At 56.4% G+C, this 23,385-nt stretch carries 25 protein-coding genes and 1 tRNA gene; 16 read left to right on the top strand and 10 right to left on the bottom strand.

Annotation, left to right across the window (positions count from 1 at the left end; genetic code table 11):
• Positions 1-9 precede the first annotated feature (9 nt).
• Genes AC2FLE_RS02655 through AC2FLE_RS02645 form a run of 3 tightly spaced genes read right to left on the bottom strand, consistent with a single transcriptional unit; the run spans position 10 to position 3,436 of the window.
• Entirely contained in the window at positions 10-1,605 is a 1,596-nt protein-coding gene (locus AC2FLE_RS02655; RefSeq protein ID WP_496695080.1) for a 5-guanidino-2-oxopentanoate decarboxylase, read from the bottom strand.
• Entirely contained in the window at positions 1,602-2,789 is a 1,188-nt protein-coding gene (locus AC2FLE_RS02650; RefSeq protein ID WP_496695078.1) for a pyridoxal phosphate-dependent aminotransferase, read from the bottom strand. Before AC2FLE_RS02650 ends, AC2FLE_RS02655 begins: the two co-directional genes overlap by 4 nt.
• Positions 2,786-3,436: a TetR/AcrR family transcriptional regulator gene (locus AC2FLE_RS02645; RefSeq protein WP_496695076.1), complete on the bottom strand. Its 651-nt coding sequence runs from the start codon at positions 3,434-3,436 to the stop codon at positions 2,786-2,788. The genes AC2FLE_RS02650 and AC2FLE_RS02645 overlap by 4 nt, the downstream gene beginning before the upstream one ends.
• A gap of 96 nt (positions 3,437-3,532) precedes the next feature.
• Here AC2FLE_RS02645 and AC2FLE_RS02640 point away from each other — a divergent pair, with 96 nt between their 5' ends.
• From AC2FLE_RS02640 to AC2FLE_RS02625, 4 genes are read left to right on the top strand one after another with little or no spacing between them, the layout of a single operon-like run.
• Entirely contained in the window at positions 3,533-4,309 is a 777-nt protein-coding gene (locus AC2FLE_RS02640) for an ABC transporter ATP-binding protein (protein ID WP_282021356.1), read from the top strand.
• A 31-nt stretch (positions 4,310-4,340) separates the two neighbouring features.
• Entirely contained in the window at positions 4,341-5,114 is a 774-nt protein-coding gene (locus AC2FLE_RS02635; protein ID WP_496695074.1) for a transporter substrate-binding domain-containing protein, read from the top strand.
• Positions 5,115-5,161: 47 nt separating this feature from the next.
• Positions 5,162-5,875, top strand: coding sequence for an ABC transporter permease (locus AC2FLE_RS02630; protein ID WP_496696079.1), 714 nt, complete (start codon positions 5,162-5,164; stop codon positions 5,873-5,875).
• On the top strand, positions 5,875-6,645 hold the full coding sequence (locus tag AC2FLE_RS02625; protein WP_496695073.1) for an ABC transporter permease: 771 nt from the start codon (positions 5,875-5,877) through the stop codon (positions 6,643-6,645). Before AC2FLE_RS02630 ends, AC2FLE_RS02625 begins: the two co-directional genes overlap by 1 nt.
• Before the next feature lie 160 nt (positions 6,646-6,805).
• On the opposite strand, the gene AC2FLE_RS02620 is transcribed toward AC2FLE_RS02625, so the two are convergent.
• A tRNA-Leu gene (locus AC2FLE_RS02620) sits at positions 6,806-6,892 on the bottom strand.
• A 142-nt stretch (positions 6,893-7,034) separates the two neighbouring features.
• On the opposite strand from AC2FLE_RS02620, the gene AC2FLE_RS02615 reads away from it, so the two are divergent.
• Together AC2FLE_RS02615 and lipB are read left to right on the top strand one after the other, a co-directional pair.
• On the top strand, positions 7,035-7,694 hold the full coding sequence (locus AC2FLE_RS02615) for a DsbA family oxidoreductase (RefSeq protein ID WP_496695071.1): 660 nt from the start codon (positions 7,035-7,037) through the stop codon (positions 7,692-7,694).
• Between the two features lie 38 nt (positions 7,695-7,732).
• Positions 7,733-8,392 (top strand): lipoyl(octanoyl) transferase LipB, encoded by a 660-nt coding sequence (gene lipB / locus AC2FLE_RS02610; RefSeq protein WP_496695069.1) that lies wholly within the window; start codon positions 7,733-7,735, stop codon positions 8,390-8,392.
• Positions 8,393-8,684: 292 nt separating this feature from the next.
• On the opposite strand, the gene AC2FLE_RS02605 is transcribed toward lipB, so the two are convergent.
• Positions 8,685-9,611, bottom strand: a complete 927-nt coding sequence (locus tag AC2FLE_RS02605) for a cation diffusion facilitator family transporter (protein ID WP_496695068.1) — start codon at positions 9,609-9,611, stop codon at positions 8,685-8,687.
• Positions 9,612-9,692: 81 nt separating this feature from the next.
• Between AC2FLE_RS02605 and AC2FLE_RS02600 the strand changes: the two genes are divergently transcribed.
• Complete coding sequence (locus AC2FLE_RS02600; protein WP_281972282.1) at positions 9,693-10,106, top strand: MerR family transcriptional regulator; 414 nt, start codon at positions 9,693-9,695, stop codon at positions 10,104-10,106.
• Between the two features lie 15 nt (positions 10,107-10,121).
• Here AC2FLE_RS02600 and AC2FLE_RS02595 read toward each other — a convergent pair whose 3' ends face one another.
• Positions 10,122-10,541 carry an HIT family protein gene (locus AC2FLE_RS02595; protein WP_496695066.1) on the bottom strand — a complete coding sequence of 140 codons (420 nt, stop codon included), beginning with the start codon at positions 10,539-10,541 and terminating at the stop codon, positions 10,122-10,124.
• An 81-nt stretch (positions 10,542-10,622) separates the two neighbouring features.
• Positions 10,623-11,378: a glutathione S-transferase family protein gene (locus AC2FLE_RS02590; protein WP_496695064.1), complete on the bottom strand. Its 756-nt coding sequence runs from the start codon at positions 11,376-11,378 to the stop codon at positions 10,623-10,625.
• A 188-nt stretch (positions 11,379-11,566) separates the two neighbouring features.
• Between AC2FLE_RS02590 and ctaD the strand changes: the two genes are divergently transcribed.
• The 3 genes from ctaD to AC2FLE_RS02575 all read left to right on the top strand — a co-directional run bounded on the left by ctaD (position 11,567) and on the right by AC2FLE_RS02575 (position 14,515).
• On the top strand, positions 11,567-13,240 hold the full coding sequence (ctaD, locus tag AC2FLE_RS02585; RefSeq protein ID WP_142634476.1) for a cytochrome c oxidase subunit I: 1,674 nt from the start codon (positions 11,567-11,569) through the stop codon (positions 13,238-13,240).
• 139 nt (positions 13,241-13,379) lie between these two features.
• Positions 13,380-13,979: a 2-hydroxychromene-2-carboxylate isomerase gene (locus AC2FLE_RS02580; RefSeq protein ID WP_142634478.1), complete on the top strand. Its 600-nt coding sequence runs from the start codon at positions 13,380-13,382 to the stop codon at positions 13,977-13,979.
• Positions 13,980-14,023: 44 nt separating this feature from the next.
• Complete coding sequence (locus AC2FLE_RS02575; RefSeq protein WP_496695061.1) at positions 14,024-14,515, top strand: DUF2244 domain-containing protein; 492 nt, start codon at positions 14,024-14,026, stop codon at positions 14,513-14,515.
• A gap of 21 nt (positions 14,516-14,536) precedes the next feature.
• On the opposite strand, the gene AC2FLE_RS02570 is transcribed toward AC2FLE_RS02575, so the two are convergent.
• Positions 14,537-15,016 (bottom strand): GatB/YqeY domain-containing protein, encoded by a 480-nt coding sequence (locus tag AC2FLE_RS02570; RefSeq protein ID WP_142634482.1) that lies wholly within the window; start codon positions 15,014-15,016, stop codon positions 14,537-14,539.
• Positions 15,017-15,200: 184 nt separating this feature from the next.
• On the opposite strand from AC2FLE_RS02570, the gene carA reads away from it, so the two are divergent.
• Together carA and AC2FLE_RS02560 are read left to right on the top strand one after the other, a co-directional pair.
• The gene (carA, locus tag AC2FLE_RS02565; RefSeq protein ID WP_496695060.1) at positions 15,201-16,367 is read left to right on the top strand and encodes a glutamine-hydrolyzing carbamoyl-phosphate synthase small subunit; all 1,167 of its coding nucleotides are present in this window, start codon (positions 15,201-15,203) and stop codon (positions 16,365-16,367) included.
• A 73-nt stretch (positions 16,368-16,440) separates the two neighbouring features.
• Positions 16,441-18,312 carry a glycosyltransferase gene (locus tag AC2FLE_RS02560; RefSeq protein ID WP_496695058.1) on the top strand — a complete coding sequence of 624 codons (1,872 nt, stop codon included), beginning with the start codon at positions 16,441-16,443 and terminating at the stop codon, positions 18,310-18,312.
• Between the two features lie 3 nt (positions 18,313-18,315).
• Here the strand turns inward: AC2FLE_RS02560 and AC2FLE_RS02555 are convergent, their stop codons facing one another.
• Positions 18,316-18,963, bottom strand: a complete 648-nt coding sequence (locus AC2FLE_RS02555; RefSeq protein ID WP_142634488.1) for a GntR family transcriptional regulator — start codon at positions 18,961-18,963, stop codon at positions 18,316-18,318.
• 99 nt (positions 18,964-19,062) lie between these two features.
• Here AC2FLE_RS02555 and AC2FLE_RS02550 point away from each other — a divergent pair, with 99 nt between their 5' ends.
• From AC2FLE_RS02550 to AC2FLE_RS02540, 3 genes are all read left to right on the top strand, one after another.
• Entirely contained in the window at positions 19,063-19,707 is a 645-nt protein-coding gene (locus tag AC2FLE_RS02550; protein WP_496695056.1) for a pyrimidine 5'-nucleotidase, read from the top strand.
• A gap of 85 nt (positions 19,708-19,792) precedes the next feature.
• Positions 19,793-20,041, top strand: coding sequence for a hypothetical protein (locus AC2FLE_RS02545; RefSeq protein WP_271946430.1), 249 nt, complete (start codon positions 19,793-19,795; stop codon positions 20,039-20,041).
• A 74-nt stretch (positions 20,042-20,115) separates the two neighbouring features.
• Complete coding sequence (locus AC2FLE_RS02540; RefSeq protein WP_496695054.1) at positions 20,116-21,312, top strand: UbiH/UbiF family hydroxylase; 1,197 nt, start codon at positions 20,116-20,118, stop codon at positions 21,310-21,312.
• Positions 21,313-21,322: 10 nt separating this feature from the next.
• Here the strand turns inward: AC2FLE_RS02540 and AC2FLE_RS02535 are convergent, their stop codons facing one another.
• Positions 21,323-22,450 (bottom strand): aminotransferase class V-fold PLP-dependent enzyme, encoded by a 1,128-nt coding sequence (locus AC2FLE_RS02535; protein ID WP_496695053.1) that lies wholly within the window; start codon positions 22,448-22,450, stop codon positions 21,323-21,325.
• A 316-nt stretch (positions 22,451-22,766) separates the two neighbouring features.
• Here AC2FLE_RS02535 and hutC point away from each other — a divergent pair, with 316 nt between their 5' ends.
• Positions 22,767-23,381 carry a histidine utilization transcriptional repressor HutC gene (gene hutC, locus AC2FLE_RS02530; protein WP_496695051.1) on the top strand — a complete coding sequence of 205 codons (615 nt, stop codon included), beginning with the start codon at positions 22,767-22,769 and terminating at the stop codon, positions 23,379-23,381.
• Positions 23,382-23,385: the final 4 nt, after the last annotated feature.

The following is a 23,385-nucleotide window of genomic DNA, read 5'->3' as shown; positions in this document are numbered from 1 at the left end:
CACTTTTCATCAAGAGTGTGATTGGTTTGGCGCGCGGATTTCAACAAGCCGCGGGCCATCTTGGGATTGTGCAGACGACAAAGCTTGGGCCACGTCCAACGGGTCGGGGCCAGTGCGCCAGAACGGCATGCCGCACGACCGGGCGACGCTTTCAAAATCCGGTGGGGTCGGATCGCATCCCAGCACAGTCACACCGACCGCCTGCATTGATGTGGCGATTTCCTGATAACCGTGGTTGTTCCAGATCACGAAGGTGATCGGCAGTTTTTCATCAACGGCGCACATCAGCTCAGGAAGGCTGAACTGCGCCCCGCCGTCGCCTGCGATACAAATGACCGGAGCGTCAGGGTCCGCCAATGCAGCGCCGATCGCGGCGGGTATGCCATATCCAAGCGCTCCAAACCCGGTCGCGGCGTTAAACCACCCGCCGGGCCGATCATGATCGTAGTACAGGTTTCCTGCATAGATCGGATAAGCAGAATCGCCCACCATGATCGCGTTAGGGACTGCATCGCGCATGGCGTTCAGCACATCCAGTAACGCCTGCATTTCTGGCCCGATTTCTTCGACCGCGTTCTGCCGCGAAGTAGTCGCGCGCGCGGCACCGTTTGCCGACTTGGGCGATGCGGCAAACCGATCCACAAGTTCGGCCGCTGCCATTGCCGCATCACCAACAATGGCGATGTCCGCTGCGTGGCGCTTCAGCTGATCGGGGCATAGGTCCACACGGATCAGGGATGGCATTTCAGCCATCGTGCCGGTGGCGTACATATCGTAGTCCGTCTGGCCCAGCTCAGTCCCCAAAGCCAGAACCACGTCGGCCTGTTCGATCAAAGCACGCACTGAATTCAGGCTTGGGCTTGCTGGTACACTCAACGGGTGATCGTACATCAACCCGCGCGCATTCACGGTTTGAACAACCGGCGCATCCAGCGCTTCGGCCAGCTGCCGGATCGGCCTGCCCGCGCTGCGCGCACCGCCGCCGACCAGAATGACCGGCGCTTTTGCCGACCCCAGTAGCTTGGCAGCACGGTCAAGAAGCGCCAGATCAAGAGACTTATCGACGGGACCTTTCGCAGCATCGGTCGAACCAGCAAACTCGTCTCCCGCAACGTCTAGCGGGATTTCGATATGTGTTGGCCCTGGGCGACCGGATTGAAACAGGGCGAAGGCGCGGTCCAACGCGGCTGTTAGTTCAACTGACTTTTCAACTCGGTCCGATGACAGAGCGACTGTTCGCGCCATCGCTCGTTGATCCGGTAACTCATGCAAGTGACCAAGCCCTTTGCCAAGACTGGACAACGTGTTGACCCCAGACACAACCAGCATCGGAACGCTGTCTGCCCGAGCCTGCCCCATCGCCGTGAGTGTATTGGTCAGACCGGGGCCGGTAATCACAAAGGCAACGCCGGGCTTGCCGGATACCCTGGCATAACCATCAGCCATGAACCCTGCCCCCTGCTCGTGTCGTGGGGTGACATGGCGAATGCCCGATGCGGCCAGCCCGCGGTACAGTTCGACCGTATGCACGCCGGGGATGCCAAACACGGTATCCACATCGCGCCTGACCAGTTGATCAACCAGCGCCTCACCAATGCTCGTCATGCGTTTTCCAGTTGCAGTTGGGTCGCGTGGGCAACGATCCGGTCACAGGCTTCGGTAAAGATCGCGTCGTCCACCGTCAGCGCGATACGGACCCAGTTATCAACCGTGTCACCGAAAGACGGCCCCGGCATCACCGCGACTTTGCCATGTTCGAGCAGATGAAAGGCGTACTCGTTTCCATTCATCCCGGTGGCCGAGACATCAATCATCGCAAACATACCTGCCTGTGGAAGATGCACACGCAGATGTGTCTCGTTCGGCAGCCTGTCGTTCAGCATCCGGGCGCGACGGGCGTACCGTTGTGCCATGCCTTCGGCCACGGATGATCCGTTGCGAATAGCCGTCTCGGTCATGTCGGCGATGAAGGGCTGGTTTCCAAACAGCATGGTTTCCGACAGCGACAAAAGGCGCGCGGTAAACTCCTCGGGGCCAATGCACCAACCGCTGCGGAATCCGGGGGCGGCATGGGATTTTGATATCGACGAGACGACGATTACCCGATCCGCCAACTCGGACCGCGACAGGGGTGAGGTAAACACAGATCCGTCAAAGATCAGTTCTTCATAAACCTCATCAGAAATGATCCATAGATCATGCTCGATAGCCAGCTTGCCGATTGCGTCTATGTCTTCGCGTGTCAGGATCGACCCGGTAGGATTATGCGGTGTGGTTAACAAAAGCGCAGTGGTCTTCGCGGTAATCCTGTCCGCGATATCATCCGCAGAAATACGAAAACCGTTTTCCGGCCGCAATGGAACCGGCACAATATCCGCACCGCTTGCGCGTACCACACCTTGATAGGTTGCATACATTGGATCGCCCACCAGCACCTCACAACCCGCCTCGGCCACGCCCATCAGGACGGTAAAAAGCGAGGTCTGGGTGCCTGGAAAACACAGCACTTGATTATCCGTGATCGTGCGCCCGGATCTGGCCGAATAACGGTCGGCCAGTGCTGAGCGCAGTCCAGCCTCACCACGCCCATTGGAGTAGTTGGTACGCCCGGCGCGCAAAGCGTCCACAGCGCTTTCCACCAGTTCGGTGGGCGTTGGCACATCCGGCTCGCCAATGGTCAATTCGATGATATCCTGCCCCTGCTCGACAAGTTCCTTGGCCTTGAGATAAACTTCCCATTTGGCGCCACCCAGGCCGGCAAGGCGTTCGGTAATCGCTGTTTTCTTCATGTCTGCCTCTGCTCAAGATCCGTCAATTCAACACCGATAATTGCCCCAACCGAAGCAAGCCCAATCTCGGGCAGCTCATCCGGCTCAAAGGCGTATGGCAGGGCGCCGCCCTCCATCCACAAGCCGTCGACCACGGCGTTGCATGCGATAGCCAACCTGCGCAGTTCCGTCGGGCTGGCTGGTATGCCTACCTCGTTCAGCGCATCTGCAATGAGTGATTCCAAGCGGTCACGAAAATCCCGATATGTCTGTTCGTGGATCGCTTGCATTTTGTCGTCCGCCAGAACTTTGTTCAAAAAGCCCGCCCATAGGGACACTGACCCCGGATCGACCACCGGATGGGTCAGCCCGGTCGTTACAAACGTCGCCAGCCGCAATCTGGCTGTGCTATAATCTCCGTCTGCAGGGGCCGACGTCATATCCGTCAGCCGCCGCATATGAAAGTCATAAGCTGCTGTAATTAAATCTTCTTTCGAAGAAAAATAGTGCCGGATCAGACCCTGAGTTACACTGGCCCGCTCGGCAATCGCCCGAACGGTCGCACCTTGCAAACCTTGCTCGGCGATCAAAGACAGCGTGGCCTGGATCAACGCCTCTTTGCGCTGCTCCGCGGGTTCTCGCTTGAATTTTGTTGCGTGATCCGACATCTATCTTTCCAGAAATTATAATTATACAGTTGCATAATTGTAGGGATTTGCTAAAGCTGCAAGTAAAAAAACGGTTGAGAGGGATGAAACTGCAAAATGAACGCTGACCCAGAAACCACGCCGGATGAAGCCATTCGGGTCACTGACTTGCACAAGTCTTTTGGCTCGCTCGAAGTTCTCAAAGGCGTTTCACTTACTGCCCATCAGGGTGACGTCGTCGCCATCATCGGAGGCAGTGGTTCGGGGAAATCCACGTTCCTTCGCTGTATCAATTTCCTTGAAACGCCCAGTTCCGGAGAAATCGTCGTAAACGGCGAGCCGATTGAGATGCGCCCGGATGGCACGCCTAAGGACCGGCGTCAGCTGGAACGCATCCGCACCCGACTGGCAATGGTGTTTCAGGCCTTCAACCTTTGGACCCACCGGACGCTGCTGGAAAATGTCATCGAGGTGCCCGTTCACGTGCTGAAAGTGCCGCGGGACGAGGCGATCAAGCGCGCGCACCAGTTGCTGGAGCGCGTTGGGCTTGGCGACAAGGCGGAAACCTTCCCTTCCTTTCTGTCAGGCGGTCAGCAACAGCGCGCTGCAATTGCGCGTGCTCTTGCCGTTGATCCCAGCGTAATGTTGTTTGACGAGCCAACCAGCGCGTTAGATCCAGAACTTGTTGGTGAAGTACTGACCGTAATTCGCGATCTGGCGGCCGAGGGCCGAACCATGTTGCTGGTCACGCATGAGATGAAGTTTGCGCGCGAGGTTGCGACCCATGTTGTGTATCTTTTCGAAGGAAAGATCGAGGAACAGGGGCCACCCGACGAACTTTTCGACAATCCGAAATCCGCAAGGCTGCAACAATTCCTAAAATCAGTCGGCTGAACAAACAAAATATCAAACAGGGAGAATATCAATGAAAAACAAAAAGCTAATCGTGGCCGCTTTGGCTGCTGCTGTGCTTTCGGCTGGAACGGCTGGCGCAGATGAAGTCAAGATCGGGATCGCAGCCGAGCCTTATCCGCCTTTCGCATCGCTGGATGCCTCTGGCAAATGGGTCGGCTGGGAGGTCGAGGTTATTGATGCGGTCTGTGCCGCAGCCCAGCTTGAATGTGTGATCACTCCGGTTGCGTGGGACGGGATCATCCCATCACTGACCGGTCAGCAGATTGATGCACTAATGGCGTCGATGTCGATCACCGAAGAGCGTATGAAAACGATCGACTTCAGCGACCCTTACTACAACACTCCGGCCGTTATCGTCGCCGACAAGTCGATGGACATTGAACCGACACCAGAATCTCTGGCCGGTAAGATCATCGGCATTCAGGCGTCCACGATCCATCAGGCCTATGCCAATGAGCATTTCAAAGATGCCGCAGAAATCCGGGTGTATCAGACCCAGGACGAGGCAAATCAGGATCTGTTCGCCGGTCGTATCGACGCGACCCAGGCCGACAGCATCGCCATGGCAGATTTTGTCTCTTCTGACACTGGTGCCTGTTGTGAAATCAAAGGGGCGGTCGAGAATGACGTTGCCATCCTGGGCCGTGGCGTCGGCGCGGGTGTCCGCAAAGGTGACGATGCGCTGCGTGAAAAGCTGAATGCGGGTATCGCGGCAATTCTTGCCGATGGCACGCATGACGAAATCACCTCGCGCTATTTCACAACCAGCATCTATAGCGAGTAAGGTTCGCCGTGGAAGCTATCCTCGAAAGCCTGGGTTTGGCCCAAAGCATGGAGTTGCTTGCCCTTAGTCCTCCGGGATGGGGCGGCAACCTTCTGCGTGGCCTCGCTAACTCGTTGCAGATCGCTTTTGGAGCGTTCGGGTTCGGGTTGATCATCGGGCTTTTCGGGGCCTATGGAAAACTATATGGCGGGCCGGTCACACGTGACCTGCTCGGCATATATACGACAGTGATGCGCGCCGTGCCTGAGCTGGTGCTAATCCTTATCCTGTATTACGTCGGTACAGACCTGATCAACCAGGCATCGCAGGCAATGGGATATGGCCGAGTCGAAATCAGCGGCGTTGTCGCCGGTATATGGGTTTTGGGCATTGTTCAGGGCGCCTATGCGACCGAGGTCCTCAGGGGGGCGATTCAAGCGGTTCCTACTGGTCAGATCGAAGCCGCCCGTGCCTATGGCATGCCCTCTCTTTTGCTCATGCGGCGGGTGACAATTCCCGCGATGATGTCTTTTGCCACGCCTGGATTGGCCAATCTGTGGCTCATTGCAACTAAAGATACGGCCCTGCTGGCCATTGTCGGCTTTAGCGAATTGACGCTGGAGACCCGTCAGGCTGCGGCCAGCACCCGCGCCTATTTCACCTTCTTCCTTGCTGCAGGTGCCTTGTACTTGATCGTCACGCTTTGTTCCGGTGTCGTGTTCGCGCGTATCGAGAAATGGGCCCGTCGTGGGCAGCCTTCGTTGAAGGGAGGAAGCCGATAATGGACTGGCGAGCACTCATGCAGCCGCATCGGATCGTGCTGATGGCACTTTTTGCTGCTTTCGTTATCTGGTGCGCCGTCTCACTGCGCTGGGATTGGATTCCAACCTATGCCCCGCTGGCGCTTGAAGGTCTGTGGAGGACCATTTGGCTGTTGGCCGTCACCTGTGTGCTTGGGTTCTTGCTCGCCGTTCCACTGGGTCTCGCTCAGGCGATTGGTCCCTGGTACCTTTCGGCACCGGCAAAAGTGTTCTGCACCGTCATTCGCGGCACCCCAATTCTTCTGCAAATCTGGCTGTTGTACTATGGGCTTGGATCGCTTTTCCCTCAGATTCCATGGATACGCGGCAGCGAGCTGTGGCCCTATCTGCGACAGGCTTGGCCCTATGCGGTTCTGGCCCTGACCCTGTCTTACGCGGGCTACGAGGGCGAAATCATGCGCGGCGCCTTTGCCAGCGTTAAGAAGGGTCAGCTCGAAGCGGCGCAATCCTTTGGCATGCCTCGGTTCACCATGTTCCGCCGGATCTGGCTGCCTCAGGCCATTCGCAGCGTGCTGCCGACGCTAGGCGGTGAGACGATCCTGCAGCTGAAAGCAACCCCGCTGGTGGCGACGATCACAGTGGTCGAGATCTACGCCGTGTCGTCCAGAATTCGGGCGGACACCTTCGTGGTCTATGAACCGCTGCTGCTGTTGGCACTGATCTATCTGATCATTGCAGGCTTCATCACGCTGATATTCCGGCGAATTGAATTGCAGGTCCCTGCCCGGTAAGTCGACGCCGAATAGTTCCACAACCTGAATTCTAAGATCGGACAGTTATCCAGCTACCTGTCCTTGTCAGCTGTCTACTTGTGGGCGGCTTTCGCATCGTTGATTGAAGGCGCCCAGAGCGTCGCGAATTTCGGCCTAAAAAGAATGAAGTCCAATCACTTGGTGCGGTCGAGAAGACTCGAACTTCCACGGGTGTTACCCCACAGCGACCTCAACGCTGCGCGTCTACCAATTCCGCCACGACCGCACTGTTAGTGACTTGGTAGTGGGGCGTATAGACCTTGATGATCAAGATGTGAAGAGGCAAAAATCACGTTGGTTTGAATTCCCATTCGGCGCTCTTATCTTTAACAGGTTGTCGTCCAAATGACCCCGTCAGGAGCCCCGCCATGACCTCGCCCGACCCTCGCCCCATCGTTCAGATCGACATAGTCTCGGATGTGGTTTGCCCCTGGTGCATTGTTGGATTCCGGCAGTTGGATCTGGCGCTCAAACAGCAAAATATTCTGGCAAAGCTGCGCTGGCATCCGTTCGAATTGAACCCAAACATGGCGCCCGAGGGTCAGAACCTGCGTGAGCACATTGCCGAGAAATACGGCTCCTCGACGGAACAAAGCCAAGCGATGCGGGATCGATTGACGCAAATCGGGGCTGACTTGGGCTTTACCTTCGCCTTTGATGAAGAAAGTCGCATCGTAAACACATTTGCTGCACATCAGCTTCTTGACTGGGCCGAGGCTCAGGGTCGCCAGCATCCACTGAAATTGGCCTTGTTCGAGGCCTATTTCACCAAGCAAATGGACGTTTCGAATATTGAAGTTCTGCTTGAGGCCGCGGAAACTGCCGGTCTGGATCGGAATGCTGCGCGCAGGGTGCTTGAATCAGGTGCTCATGCCGCGCCGGTTCGAGAGAAACAGCAATACTGGACCAGTCGTGGTATTTCCGGCGTTCCCGCAATGGTGTTTGGCGGAAAGTACTTGCTGACTGGGGCGCAGGGAGCGGACAGCTATACACAGGTCCTGCAGCGCTGTTTGACCGAAGCAGCCTAGGTCTTTCCATCCATGCATCCAGCCGCTAAGGAGCCGACATGGAATGGAAGATTACTGACGGATTGACCGACTATGATGAGGCCATCGCCTTTATGGAGGCGCGCGTGGCCGATATCGCGGCGGGTGAGGCGGATGAGTGTATCTGGCTACTTGAGCACCCTGCCCTGTACACAGCGGGCACTTCAGCCAAGGTCGAAGACCTGAAAGACCCGGACAGATTTCCAGTCTATACGTCAAAACGCGGTGGTGAATACACCTATCATGGTCCGGGGCAGCGCGTTGCTTATGTCATGCTGGACCTGAACAAACGCGGCAGGGATGTGCGCAAGTTTGTAAAGCAGCTTGAGAATTGGGTGATCGCAGCTTTGGCCGAGTTCAACGTGACCGGGCAAATCCGCGACGGCCGTGTTGGTGTCTGGGTGCAACGGGATGACAAGCCGCTGACGCCAGCAGGCGAAAAAGCCGAGGACAAAGTCGCGGCGATCGGCCTGCGATTGCGTAAATGGGTCAGCTTTCACGGCATCTCGATCAATGTCGAACCGGATTTGAGCCATTTCTCTGGGATCGTACCCTGCGGCATCTCGAACCATGGCGTGACTTCTCTGGTCGATCTGGGTCTTCCGGTCGCGATGGATGATGTGGACAACGCGCTTAGAAAAACCTTCGCTGAGGTTTTTGGGCCCGCGGGGGCGGAATAACTCGGATCACGAATCGAAAAACAGCCCGGCACCGACTACAATCCTGCCGTCAGATCCGCTCTGTTTCAAAATTTGGAAACAATTCCCGATTGGTCCGTCTGGTTTCCGACGGAATCTAGTTAAATTTCACAAATATGAATACTTGGGTCCCATTAACGCCTAGTATGGATTTACCGTTCTAGAGTGAGTGGTGTGTTAAGCCGGTGATCGCAGGTATACCCTGGGAAAACAGGTAAGTGTTTTGGTTACGAGTCTGCCGTTCCGACCCCAAATCGGAACGGCAATTTCTTTTCTAGTGCTCGTGTTTGTCATGTCCAAACCGGGCCGGATGGCCACAAACCTCTTCCCCACTTTCAATTTCAAGCGTTGCATGGCCGATCCCGAACTGATCCTGCAGCGCATTCTTGATGGTTGTGGAAAGCCACCTGGCATCTTCGTCTGCGTGGCTGGTCGCAACCACATGTGCAGTCAGGGCAGGTTCATGCTCCTGCATACTCCACAGATGAACGTGATGGACCGAAACAACGCCCTCGGTGGCCTCGATCATCGAAGCGACCTCTTCTGGGTCAAGGTCGGATGGTGCGCCCAACATCAAGACGTGAATGGTTTCGCCAATTTCAGATTTCACATGCCAAAGGATGTAGACCGAGATCAGAATGGTTACGGCGGGATCCACCCATGTCCAGTTGAACACGATGACCATGGACCCGGCGACGATCACAGCCAATGAGCCCAAGGCATCTGCCACGTTATGCAGAAAGGCCGCCCGGATATTCATGCTGTCCTTTGCCATCGAATAGGTCAGGACAGCTGTGATCAGATCGACGATCAGGGCCAGCGCTGCGATCCAGACGACGATCCAGCCATTCACCGGTTCGGGCTCTATAAACCGCATGACACCTTCGTACATCAGGTAAACGGCCAGAACGACAAGAGTGGTGTAGTTAACAAGAGCGGCCACAACCTCTGCCCGGCCATAACCAAAGCTCATCCTTGGATCTGCCGGGCGTCGCGCAATCTTACGAGCGAAAAACGCGATGATCAGCGCGATGGCATCTGAAAAATTGTGCAAGGCATCTGCGATCAAGGCCAGTGAGCCAGACAAAATGCCCCCCACTATTTGTGCAAGCGTCAATACCATATTGACGCCGATCGCTCCGACCACCCTCCGGTCACCGGCATTCGGATCAATGTGAGAGTGGGTGTGGTTATGTGACATGGCAGATCAGATCCTTGTTTTGTACTGCCATCTTATGTAATTCCTCTAGTCACTAGAGGTTCAAGAGGCAAAAAGCACAAAATGTACTCAATCGGAGATTTGTCGCGCCAAACCGGGGTCAAGGTGCCCACGATCCGTTTCTATGAGGAAAAAGGCCTGTTGGCCAAGCCGTATCGGACGGCGGGCAATCAGCGCAGATATGACGAGACTGCTCTGAAACGCCTCCAATTTATCCGCCACTCGCGTGATCTGGGCCTGCCTTTGCCGGATGTCGAAGCGTTGCTTTCTTTGGAAGGGGCGCAGGGGGCGGATCTGGACCATGTTCATGAAATCGCGGATCGTCAGCTGACTGAACTGCGCAACCGGATTACATTGCTGCGCAGCCTTGAGGCCGAACTGGAACGCATCACAGCCGCCTGTGACGGCACCCACGACCATGTATGTGAAGTGCTGAACGCGTTTGGCGACCATAGCAAATGCCTTGGATCGCACTGATCCTGTAGCGGGTGATCAGGCCAGCGCGTCTTTGATTTTACCGGCGTTTTCAGCGATCAGGTCAAAATCACCCATATTGCCCGGTGGTCGCATCGAAACGCCTTCGTGCCGCGGCAGAACGTGAAAATGCAGATGAAACACTTCTTGCCCACCTGCAGCCTCGTTGAACTGCTGGATGGTGACGCCATCCGCATCAAAGGCCGCTTTCACCGCCTGCGCCATCTTCTGAACCGTTGAGATCACAGAAGCAAGCTGTTCTGGGCTGGCATCCAGCACGTTGCGACAAGGCGTTTTCGGGATCACCAGCAGATGCCCGTCCGTGCGCGGCATGATGTCCATGAAGGCCAGTGTGTCGTCGTCTTCATAGACCCGGTTTGCAGGGATTTCACCACGCAGGATCTTGGCGAAAATGTTATCGGGATCATAGGCAGACATACTCGGCCTCCGTTTGGACGTTTTTCATGAGGTGTTTGTGCGGTGCCGCATCTTGGCGGTCAAGACGCAATGCACATGCGATCAGAGCGACAAAGGTGTTTCCAGAAAATCGCGGTATACCCTGTCCCGATGCAACAGCAAACCTGCCGAAAGAGTATCCCTTACAGGATCGGATATATGCTCGAAAACCCTTCGGGTACTCAGCCGCATAGCACACAACTCTTCCGGCAACGGTGCGAACAAAGCCATGAAGGCAGCGCAATAAATATCTGCTGCAGTGAGCGTGTTGCCAAACAGAAAATCACCACTTTCTGTGAGCTTGCTACTGACGCGTTTCAATATCCCATCAGCGCGATCGGCAGCCATTTCACCTGCTTCTGTATCATAGCCGTATTTCTTGCCAAGATAGTCGGCAATCTTGGGATGGAACCCACCTTCTTGGCCTCGCATACCAGCATGGATTTGCTGAAGCCGCCTTTGCCAGCCCAATCCATTTGGGGCCGCAAGTAAGTCAATGAAGGCGAGAATGTCGGGCGCCATTGATGCTGGCAACAAATCTGGTTCAGGCGCGATTCGTTGTGCCAAGGCGACAATATCGGCCGTTTCGGAAAGCGGTGCCTCATCTTTCCAGAACACAACCGGTGCGCTGTCCGTTTGCGCCCAGATGGTCTGCGCCCGGTCCTGATGGTCCAGATAAACTGGCAGCCAAGGCAGACGTTTTACGTGAAGAATACTCTTTGCGGCTTCGCTCCAAGGGCTTGGCACACCTCCGACAACGATCATGCGTAGCCCGGTGGCCGCCTGAGCCTTTTCGGTCGCCACGTAGTTCAGAACCATCCGGTCTCCTCCATTTGCCGAAAGTTGTGCTCTTTTTCGAAGCCCTGCAACCGGCACCCGCGACAATTAATCTTGATCCAGATCAAACTCGACCATTGAAGGTCGCCCCCACGCAATCTAAAACCAGCAGGAATCCCGCGCGTTGGAGAGGTCCGACAGCGCGGTGTAGTTGCAACAGGAGGCACCTAATGGCAGACGCAGCCATTCATGGTCACGACCATGAAGACCAGCGCGGGTTCTTTACCCGCTGGTTCATGTCGACCAACCACAAGGACATCGGGATTCTGTACCTGATCGTCTCGGCCCTGGCCGGTCTAATCTCAGTTCTGATGACTGTTATCATGCGGATCGAATTGATGGAGCCCGGGGTACAGCACATGTGCATGGAAGGGTTCCGCTTGTTCGGCAGCGGTGCCGAGCTCTGCACTCCGAACGGGCATCTGTGGAACGTGATGATCACCTACCACGGTGTTCTGATGATGTTCTTCGTGGTCATCCCTGCCCTATTCGGCGGATTTGGCAACTATTTCATGCCGTTGCAGATTGGCGCGCCGGACATGGCGTTCCCGCGGATGAACAACTTGTCCTTCTGGCTCTATGTCGCCGGTACTTCGCTGGGCGTGGCCTCGCTGCTGAGCCCCGGTGGTAACGACCAGCTTGGTTCGGGCGTCGGCTGGGTTTTGTACCCGCCGCTGTCGACGAGCGAGGGCGGCATGTCCATGGACCTTGCGATCTTTGCCGTGCACGTATCGGGCGCCTCCTCGATCCTCGGCGCGATCAACATGATCACCACCTTCCTGAACATGCGTGCCCCGGGCATGACCCTGTTCAAGGTGCCGCTGTTCAGCTGGTCGATCTTCATCACTTCGTGGCTGATTCTTCTGTCGCTGCCGGTTTTGGCAGGTGCGATCACCATGTTGCTAATGGACCGCAACTTTGGTTTCACCTTCTTTGATCCGGCCGGTGGTGGTGATCCAATCCTGTATCAGCACATCCTGTGGTTCTTTGGCCACCCAGAAGTGTACATCGTAATCCTACCTGGATTTGGCCTTATCAGCCACATCATCGCGACCTTCTCGCGCAAGCCAGTCTTCGGTTACCTGCCGATGGTTTGGGCACTTATTGCGATCGGTGTACTGGGCTTTGTCGTGTGGGCACACCACATGTACACAGTTGGCATGTCGGTCCAGCAGCAAGCCTACTTCATGCTGGCAACGATGGTCATCGCGGTTCCCACCGGCGTTAAAGTCTTCTCGTGGATTGCCACCATGTGGGGCGGCTCGATCGAGTTCAAGACACCGATGCTGTTTGCCTTCGGCTTCCTCTTCCTGTTCACCGTTGGCGGTGTGACCGGTGTGGTTCTGTCGCAGGCTGGTATCGACCGCGCCTATCACGACACATATTATGTGGTTGCACACTTCCACTATGTGATGTCGCTGGGCGCTGTGTTTGCGATCTTTGCCGGAATCTACTTCTACTTCTCCAAGATGACAGGCCGTCAGTATTCAGAGTTCTGGGGCAAGGTTCACTTCTGGCTGTTCTTCATCGGCGCCAACCTGACCTTCTTCCCGCAGCACTTCCTGGGCCGTCAGGGCATGCCACGTCGCTACATCGATTATCCCGAAGCGTTCGCGCAGTGGAACTATGTCTCGTCGATTGGTGCCTTTGTATCCTTCGCCTCGTTCCTGCTGTTCTTTGGTATCGTGTTCTACGCCTTGTTCCGTGGCGCACGTGAGACCCGGAACAACCCGTGGAACGAATACGCGGATACGCTGGAATGGACCCTGCCCTCGCCGCCGCCCGAACACACGTTCGAGCAGCTGCCCAAGCAAGAAGACTGGGACAAGGGCCACGCGCACTGATCCCTCTGAACCAACAGAAAACCCCGCCAACTTGGCGGGGTTTTTCATTTCTAAGTGGCGTGCCACCGGAAATTCGCCAGATCGGTCAAAATAGGGTACTCTGGTAAAGGCAAAACAATCGGCTACCCCGAGGGTTCACATGCCCGATCTTGATTTCTGGTACTCTATCGGAAGCACCTACAGCTTTCTGACGATCATGCGCCTGGACGATTGGTGTTCTGAACACGATGCGTCCGTCACATGGCGGCCGTTCAATGTACGCACAGTTATGTCGCAGCAGAAGAACATCCCCTTTGCAGGGAAACCCGTCAAATCCGCCTATATGTGGCGCGACATTGAGCGTCGGGCGGCTAAGTACCATATGCACGCCCAGCTTCCTGCGCCCTACCCCATTTCTGACCTTGCCTTGGCAAATCAAGTAGCGCTGTTGGGAATGGAAGAAGGCTGGGGCAAGAACTTTACGCAAATTCTATATCGGATCTGGTTCGAAGAAGGTGTAGAGGCCGGCAGCGAAACCGCCCTGTCCGAAGCGCTACATCGCAGTCAGCAGGATCCCCGACTGATCCTGTCCCGCGCGCGCAGCCCCGACATTGTCGCCGCACTTGAGGCGGAAACACTACGCGCAATTAAGCTGGGCATTTTTGGCGCCCCAAGCCTGGTTGTGGGGAACGAAGTCTTTTGGGGGGATGATCGGCTGGACGATGCCCTATCGTGGGCCCGCGTCGGGCACGTCATCTGAATTTTCAGCGTCGACTCGGACGCGCTTTGGGCTATCTTCCGGCCATGCCCTACAGATGGAATCAAACCACCACTTCAGAACTTGAATTGCGCCTGTGGCCGCATAACTCACTGCCGCGTCCTTGGGCGGTGCGAGTTGTGTTTGGGGTCTTTCTATTCGGGCTGATCCCACTTTTGGCCGTTCTTGGCTCGGCCTTGCTTTGGGGGTTGCTGCCCTTCCTGCTGCTAACAGTAATTGGCCTTTGGCTGGCGCTCCGGTCAAACTATCGGGCCCGTAGCATATTCGAAGTCCTGACGCTGACCGGAACACAGGCGCATCTGATACATCATGACCCGCGACGGGGGCAGCAGGAATGGGCCTGTAATCGCTATTGGGCCCGCCCCGAGATCCATCAGAGCGGCGGCCCGGTTCCGAACTACGTCACCCTCAAGGGTGAAGGTCGCGAAGTCGAAATCGGCGCATTCCTGTCCGAGGAAGAGCGGATTGCGCTTTACGATGACCTCAAAGAAAAACTGCGCGAACCAGTCGCGCAGTAAACTTTCAGCATGTCACGGCAGTCAGCCGCTGGCAGCCGCACAAAGCTGATCTTTGACCATGGGCCCAACTTTCCCAAAGTCCATCTGGCCAGTATAGCGTGTCTTGAGCTCGCCCATGACCTTGCCCATATCCCGGATCGACCCGGCACCAGTGGCCGTAATCGCTGATTGGATGGCTTTCGTCACCTCATCGTCGTCCAGTTGCTCGGGCAGGAATTCTTCTATGACTTCTATCTCGCGCAGTTCACGCTCCGCCAGATCGAGGCGTCCACCCTCTTCGTAAGCACGCGCACTTTCCTTACGCTGCTTGGACATTTTCCCTAGAATTTCAAGAACTTCGGCATCACCGCAACCCTTGGCTTCCTCGTTGACCGCAGCACGAGACGCGATATCCCGGTCCTTGATTGCTGCATTGATCAGACGTAGGGTCGACAGACGCTCGGCGTTCTTGTCTTTCATTGCTTGCTTCAGGGCGGAATTCACCCGTGATCGCATATCCATTTAGTTTGTCCATCCCCATGACAAAAGGAACCCCGACCATATCGAAACAAAAAGCGTGATACAACCGGGGGCCTCAACATCTAAGTCATTGATATTACTCAATAGCCCAAAAATTGAACACACTTGACCCAAGCGCATAACCCCCTTAGGTATGCGCCGATTTACCCTGCAGGAGAGTCGCGCTATGGCCCAGAACGCCCCGTCCAAGCCCACCGCATGTCTGGCTTTGGCCGATGGAACACTGTTCTACGGGGTCGGTTTCGGCGCCACAGGCCAGACCGTGGCCGAGCTGTGTTTCAACACCGCAATGACCGGCTATCAAGAGATCATGACCGATCCTTCTTATGCCGGACAGATCGTAACCTTCACTTTCCCTCATATCGGAAATGTTGGTGTGAACCCCGAGGATGACGAAACCGGTGATCCTGTCGCGGCCGGAATGGTCGTCAAATGGGACCCAACCGAACCGTCCAGCTGGCGGTCTGCTGAAGAGCTGAAATCATGGCTTGCCCAGCGTGGGCGTATTGCCATTGGCGGTGTCGATACCCGCCGGTTGACCCGCGCAATTCGCCAGCAAGGCGCACCTCATGTGGCATTGGCCCATGATCCTGAGGGCAATTTTGACATCGAAGCTCTGGTATCGGCTGCGCGTGGCTTTGCCGGGCTTGAAGGTATGGATTTGGCGAAGGAAGTGACTTGTGCGCAAAGCTATCGCTGGGATGAGATGCGTTGGGCCTGGCCAGATGGCTATAAACGGCAAGAGGCCCCAGTACATAAGGTTGTGGCACTGGATTTCGGGGCAAAGCGCAATATCCTGAGATGCCTTGCCTCGACCGGGTGCGATGTCACTGTGCTGCCCGCAACGGCAACCGCGGCTGAGGTTCTGGCCCATAGTCCCGACGGCGTATTCCTGTCCAATGGCCCCGGTGATCCAGCGGCTACGGGTGAATACGCAGTACCGATGATCAAAGAGGTATTGGACACCACCGACCTACCCGTATTCGGGATTTGCCTTGGTCATCAGATGCTTGCGCTGGCCCTTGGCGGTCAGACTGTCAAGATGAATCACGGCCACCACGGGGCGAACCACCCGGTAAAAGATCTCGAGACTGGGAAGGTGGAAATAACGTCTATGAACCATGGGTTTGCGGTAGACGCTCAAACCCTTCCCGACGGTGTCGTTGAGACTCATCGTTCGTTGTTTGATGGTTCAAACTGCGGAATTCGCATGACGGATCGACCGGTCTATTCGGTACAGTACCACCCAGAGGCATCTCCAGGTCCACAAGACAGCTTCTACCTGTTCGAGCGGTTCTCGCATGCGATGGCCGCCCGGAAGGCACAGGCATAATCATACAGTCTTAACGGCCTATTAACCTTAATCGCTCCACCCTGACGCAGATTACCACGTCTGGGTTGATTGAATGGTTGAACTGAACCTGCAGCATTTCGCATCGGCCGCGCCGATTTCTACAACGGTGCGCAAGCCTTTGGGGGCTTGCCTGATCGACCGCGGGCTGCTTTCGAACCATCAGTTGCAAAAAGCCCTGCACCTGCAATCCAGACAAAATGTTGCACTGGGCGAAATCCTGGTCGGCGAAGGCTGGGTAGATCGGTCCGAGGTTCTGACGGCGCTGTCTGAACAAACAGGATTGCAGATCGCGGACCTGGATCTGCATCCACCAAATCCGGACCTTTGCAAAATCCGCCCCGCCAGCTTTTGGCTGGGTCACAACATCATTCCCTGGATGCGCATCGGTCCCATTCTGCTGGTCGCTACCGCCAATCCCGATCAATTCGACGCAGTTCGCAAGCAGTTGGCAAAGGAAAAGCAAACGATCATACCCGTGCTTGCCGATGCGGACCGGATCGACGATGCAATCGCCAGCATTTTCTCGGAAAGCCTTGCTGAAAAGGCTGAAACCCGTGTGGCAATAGCTCAGAGTTGCCGATCCTGGACTCGGCACTCGCGTATTGGGCCGATTGCCATAGTGCTTGGCCTCGCCACACTATTCCTGGCGCAACCCATTCCGGGGCTGCTGGCTCTGGTCGTTTTGGCCGTTACGTCGCTTGTATTATTCCTGACATTGCGACTGGCGGGATTGCTCTCGTTTCTGTGTTACAAAGGAAAACGCCACAGTCAGACCGCCACCACGCTTCCTCTTCGACTGCCTCGCGTTTCCATCATGGTCCCTTTGTACAAAGAGCGAGAGATTGCTGGGGCTCTGATCCGCCGATTGCGACGTCTGACATATCCCAAAGCTCTTTTGGACGTCATTCTGGTTTTGGAAGAAACGGATATGGTAACCCGTGCAACCCTGGCCAAAATCGAGCTGCCCTGTTGGATCCGCACGATCGAAGTACCGGCATTAAGCGGGTTGACGACAAAACCGCGCGCGATGAACTATGCGCTGGATTTCTGTCGTGGTGATATTCTGGGCGTTTGGGATGCCGAGGACGCCCCTCTTCCCGATCAAATCGAACGCATCGTCGGACATTTCACCCAAGCCAGTGAAGACGTCGTCTGCTTGCAAGGCGTTCTGGACTATTACAACCCGCGCACCAACTGGCGGTCTCGCTGCTTTACCATCGAGTATAACAGTTGGTTTCGGGTCATCCTGCCTGGCATTGCCCGGTTGGGGCTGGTGGTTCCACTTGGTGGTACAACCTTTTTCTTTCGTCGCGAAAAGCTGTTGGAACTGGGCGGTTGGGATGCCCATAATGTGACCGAAGACGCGGATCTGGGCGTCCGCCTCAGCCGCGCGGGTTATCGGACCGAGATGGTTGATACCGCCACTTTCGAAGAAGCAAACTTTCGGGCCTGGCCTTGGGTCAAACAGCGTTCACGATGGCTCAAGGGCTTTATGGTCACATATCTTGTCCACATGCGCGCGCCGATCCATCTGCTGAAAGAGCTGGGTGTGCTGCGCTTCCTTGGGCTTCAGGCGTTTTTTCTGGGCACCGTCGGACAATTCCTGCTGGCCCCGGTTTTGTGGCTGTTCTGGCTTACCACATTCGGATTGGCCAGCCCGCTGGATCCGGTCATTCCGGGCAAGGTCATGACCATACTGATAGCTCTGTTCGTATTTGCAGAGATCACGAATGTGACCATCGGGATACTGGCTGTCGCCGCCCGTGAAAGACGGTTTCTGATGCCGTGGGTGCCGACAATGCCGCTGTATTTCCCCTTGGGTGTGCTGGCAGCTTACAAAGCCCTTTGGGAATTGGCTATCAACCCGTTCTTCTGGGATAAAACTCAACACGGTCAAGCCAGTGAAGAAGCCTTCGACATGTGACCGTCAGCTTTCGCGACGAACCGCATCCTGCTTGAGACGCGTCATGAAAGCGACCGAGATATGCTCTTTCAACGCACGTTCTGCGGCTTGCTCGTCACGGGCGGCAATCGCCTCGACGATGCCTTTATGTTCACTTTGCGCGATCTCACCGCGCCCGGAAACCGCAAGCGATGTCGTTGCCATCAAGGCCATTGTGCGGTGCACAAGGTTCAGCTGTTGCACCAAATAGCGGTTGTGCGAGGCCAGATGGATCTGTTCGTGAAACCGCCGATTCGCCCGAGACAGGGCGTTTGGATTGTCCACCAGCGCATCATCTTCGGCAACCATTTCCTGCAGCACCTTGATCTCTTCCTCGGTCGCGTGCTTGGCGGCCAAACTTGCAGCGAGACCTTCAAGTTCACGGCGAACGACATATAGCTCTGCCATCTGATTGTGGTCCAATGAGGCCACAATCAGCGAACGCCCGTCGCGTTCAAGCAAGGATTGGGTCTCTAACCGCTGCAATGCCTCGCGGATTGGCGTGCGCGAAACACCGAACCTTTCGGCCAGCTCGCTTTCGACCAGCCTGTCACCGGGCTTGTAGATGCCAACATCAATCGCTTCGAGAATAAGGCTGTAGGCGTCGCTGTTGGACTGCTTGGATTGGGGCATCTTTTGTTTTTCTCCTCGTTCGGACATGTCTATCCGTCTGCAGTGCGCACAATCAAGTACTGCATTGAAAACCTGCGCCGCGCGGCTTAAACGGCAGACATGGTCAAACCTGCCTTCAGCCATGTCTCCCAATGGGTGTTCGATCTGGACAACACCCTGTACCCGCCGCATATGCGCCTGTTCGATCAGATCGAGGTGCTGATGACGGATTATGTGGTTCAGGCCATCGGCGTCGACCGGGCCGAAGCCGACCGGCTGCGATCCCATTACTGGCGCGAATATGGCACCACGCTGGCCGGGCTGATGGCCGAACATGATCTGGATCCCGACCCTTACCTGTATGCCGTGCATCAGGTGGATATGAGCCATATGGACCCGGACGTGGATCTGGCGGCACATATTCGTGCCCTGCCCGGTCGCCGCATTGTCTATACCAATGGCAGCGCGCCCTATGCCGAACGCGTCCTTGCGGCGCGTGGCCTCAGCGGTTTGTTCGATGCCATCTATGGGGTCGAGCATGCGGGATACCGTCCTAAACCCGAAAAGGCCGCATTCCAGGCCATCTTTGCGCAAGACGGAATCAAGGCAGAGAAAGCGGCCATGTTCGAAGACGATCCGCGCAATCTGGCGGCCCCGCATGAGATGGGGATGCGCACAGTTCATGTCGCGCCCGAACCGCACATGGCCGATCACATCCACCATCATACAGACGACCTGACCGCCTTTCTGGCCCGCCTGCGATAGGCTGTCACACTGCGACGATCTGCACGTACTGCGACCCGGGCGCCGCCCCTATATCCCAACTGCGACGAACAGAACGGAGACCCAGATGTCCGCAATCGAAATGCCCCCGCGCTCACCCATCTGGCAGCGCCTTCTATTTGCTGTTCCCCTGTTTGGCTGGATGGCGCGCGATGCGGCCGATGCAGATGGGGACGACTGGTATTACACCGCCGCCGCCATCTTCAGCATGTGGGGCTGTTCGGTGATGCTGTTTGGCTTGCCGGGCCTGTATATCCCCGCCGTCGTGATGGTGCCCGTGATATTCCTAATCCTCATCCTGATCTCGCGCGGCTGACCTGCGAGACAGGATGTCACTTGGCGCAGGCAGCGGAACCGCTCTAGGGTCGGCTCAGAACCAAAGAGGGCGCCATGAACGACCAGTGCGACATCCTGATTTCCGGCGGCGGAATTGCCGGTTTGACCGCAGCGGCGGCCTTTGGCGCGGCTGAGTTCAATGTGGTCTGCGTTGATCCCACCCCTCCTGTGACCCAGCGGGACGTGGACGGATCGGATTTACGGACTACCGCGTTTTTGCAACCAGCCCACGGTCTTTTGGAACAATGCGGGCTGTGGGAAAAACTCGACGCGCATGCCGCCCCTCTTCAGATCATGCGGATTGTGGATGCAGGCGGAGATGTGCCCGAGCCGCGCGTGGTGCGCGACTTCAATGCCGCGGATATCTCGGACCAGCCCTTTGGTTGGAACCTGCCAAACTGGCTCTTGCGGCGCGAAATGGTGGCCCGTCTCGCTGAACTGCCCAATGTCGATTTTCGCCCCGGAACGGGCACGGTCAGCTTGTTCACCCGTACAGCCGAAGCCCGCGTTGGCCTGAGCGACGGGACGCGCATCCGCTGTAAACTGGTGATCGCCGCAGATGGTCGCAACTCGCCCATGCGAGAGGCCGCCGGGATCAACGTGCACACCACGCGCTATGGGCAAAAGGCGTTGGCCTTCGCGGTTACACACTCGATCCCGCATCAGAACGTCTCGACCGAGATTCACAGGTCCGGCGGCCCGTTCACGCTAGTTCCCCTGCCCGACTGGCAGGGTCAGCCCTCGTCCGCGATTGTATGGATGGAGCGTGGCCCGCGCGCGGTAGAGCTGTTGAACACCGATCCGGAAAGCTTTGAAGCGCTGATGACCGAACGGTCCTGCGGGTTGTTCGGTCCGTTGAAACTGGCTTCACGCCGAACAATCTGGCCGATCATCAGCCAATCGGCAGAGCGCCTTTCGGGCGAACGCGTGGCCCTGATGGCCGAAGCCGCCCATGTCGTGCCCCCCATCGGTGCGCAGGGGCTGAACATGTCCTTGGGTGATCTGCGATGCCTGCTGGATTTGGCACAGGCCCGTCCCGAGGGCCTGGGTGACGCGCAGATGTTGGATGCCTATCACAAAGCGCGTCACACCGAGATCGAGGCCCGGGTCAAGGGTATCGACTTGCTGAACCGCGCCTCGATGATTGAGGCGCGGCCTTTACGGGACATACGTGCAATGGGGTTGAACGCGCTGTATTCGCTGCCGACCGTGCGCAAGACGCTGATGCAGATGGGCCTCGGCGTCCGCTAAAGCCCGATGGTCACAAAACCTGGTCCAGCACGCGCTTTAGACGCGCGATTGTGCCGTCAATATCGTACAGCTTGTCCAGACCGAACAGGCCCAGACGGAAGGTGCTGAACCCGTCTGGCTCATCACATTGCAAGGGCACACCAGCAGCGATCTGCATGCCCAAGGCGGCGAATTTGCTACCGTTCTGGATATTGGGATCCGAGGTATAGCTGACCACCACACCCGGCGCACCAAACCCATCGGCAGCGACAGAAACAATGCCCTTCTCCTTCAGCATTGCCCGTACACCGTCCCCCAATGCCCACTGGGCGTCACGCAGTTTGTCAAAGCCATAGTCTCGAGTCTCAGCCATCGTGTCGCGGAAGGCTTTCAGCGCATCTGTTGGCATCGTGGCGTGATAGGCGTGACCGCCATTTTCATAGGCTTGCATGATCTGACGCCATTTCTTCAGGTCGACGGCAAAACTGTCCGAAGTCGTCTCCTCCAGCCTTGCCTCAGCCTGTTCAGACAGCATGACAAGACCCGCGCAAGGCGATGCGCTCCACCCTTTCTGAGGGGCCGAGATCAGGACATCCACACCCGTCGCCTTCATGTCCACCCATGCGCAGCCCGAAGCGATGCAATCCAGAACCATCAGCGCCCCAACCTCGTGGGCTGCGGCTGCCATCGCCGAAATATAGTCGTCGGGCAGAATGACCCCGGCCGCCGTTTCGACATGCGGCGCAAAGACAACATCCGGGCGCCCATCGCGGATCGTTTCGATGACTTCCTCGATCGGAGCGGGCGCAAATGGGGACGTTGCCGAGTTGCCGGTCTGGCGCGCCTTCAGAACTGTTGCCGACGCCGTCAACCCACCGGACTCGATGATCTGGCTCCACCGATAGGAAAACCAGCCATTCCTGACCACCAGAACATTGGCATTGCGGGCAAACTGGCGCGCGACTGCTTCCATTGCATAGGTACCACCGCCCGGGATAACGGCCACACCGTCAGCGTTGTAAACGCCTTTCAGCATCTCAGAGATGTCGCGCATCACATGCTGAAACTGAACCGACATGTGATTAAGCGAGCGATCGGTGAAGACGACCGAAAACTCCTCTAACCCATTGGGGTCAATTTTGTCCAAAAGCGGGGGCATTGGTATTCCTTTCAAATTCCACGAAACGAGCGGGTGTTCGCAACTTCGCTCACTGCCTCTCAGTTATTACTGAAAATTGACCCAACGGAACCCGGTTTCCTAAGAAAATTTTAACGCCTCAAAGGCCCTATCGACAACTAATGACGCCAAACAGTGTCAGCAACCCTTTACACCCCTACGTGTTTCTGACCAGATACATACACTTTGGAGAAGAAAGGTATTTTCACTCGTGACTGCGCATAAGCGGATCAGTTTTCAGTTTGTACGTGACGAAGTAAAACGACGAATAGAAACCAGAGTTTGGCCACAGGGGTCGGTGCTGCCGACAGAAACCCAGTTGGCAGAAGAATTTAATTGTGCCCGTGCCACGGTAAATCGTGCTTTGCGGGAACTGGCAGATCAGGGCTTCGTTGAAAGAAAACGTAAAAGCGGAACGCGGGTCAAAAAAGAACCCAGCAAACACGCAAAACTGGAGTTTTCCCTGACCCGACTGGATGTCGAGGGGCAGAACTCCACCTATCGTTATGCGCTGGTCGAGCGTAATATCGTCTCCAGCCCCGGATGGCTTGCCTCTCAGTTAAGCGTCTCGCAGGAAGCGCGTGTTTTGCATATTGTCTGCATGCACTATGCAGACAACCGGCCGTTTCAACTGGAAGAGCGCTGGATCAATATCGATGCAGTTCCAGAAGTGGAACATGCTGACCTCGACACCAAAGGCCCGCATGAGTGGCTGTTGCACGCCGCCCCCTTCACCGATGCTGAAGTCGCCTTTTGCGCGATTTCGGCAGATGGACGGCTGGCTGAATTCATGGGGACAACCTCGGGGACGTCCATGATCCAATTAGAGCGCACGACATGGAAAGACGGGCAGCCAATTACCTTTGCGCGCATGACACATCATCCCGGATATTACATCCGTACCAGGTACTAAAACG

Source organism: Ruegeria sp. CDSA077 (assembly GCF_059612265.1).
This window is presented reverse-complemented; position numbering and strand designations above follow the sequence as displayed.